The organism is Bradyrhizobium sp. CCBAU 11386 (genome assembly GCF_028128955.1).
Lineage (GTDB): Bacteria > Pseudomonadota > Alphaproteobacteria > Rhizobiales > Xanthobacteraceae > Bradyrhizobium.
Genome location: NZ_LBKA01000016.1, coordinates 15792 through 16228, shown reverse-complemented (window position 1 = coordinate 16228; position 437 = coordinate 15792). Strand labels below are relative to the sequence as shown.

General features: G+C 62.0%; 1 protein-coding gene. It reads right to left on the bottom strand.

Annotated elements, in window-relative coordinates; translation table 11 throughout:
- Positions 1-437 (bottom strand): DDE-type integrase/transposase/recombinase (locus XI09_RS04650; RefSeq protein WP_271565830.1); only part of this gene is annotated, 437 nt, incomplete at both ends.

The following is a 437-nucleotide window of genomic DNA, read 5'->3' as shown; positions in this document are numbered from 1 at the left end:
CGTGCTGCCGTGGATGCGTTTGGAAGCCCAGTTCTCCTCCCAGTGCCTCAAGAACTCGTTTTGCGCCTCCAGCGTCTCGAAGCGCCGTCCGGCCAGCGCAGTGCCCTGGGTATGTTGAATCGCATTCTCGACGCATCCTTTCCGATTTGGATCGGCCACGCGCGCGGGATCGGCGACCACGGCGTAATGAGCCAGCATCGCGCTGTAAATCGGGTTGAGCTGGGGCTCGTACAAATCCGGCTTGAGGACGCCTTCCTTCAGGTTGTCGAGCACGACATAGCTGGGGACCCCGCCAAAATACCGGAACGCCTCTTCGTGGAGCTGCGCCCAGACTTGTTGGCTGGACTTCCAGACTACCCGCCGGAAGCTGCGCCGCGAGTAGCGTAGCGTCATCACGAACAGGCGGGGACGACGGTACCGCCCGCTCTTCGGATCAA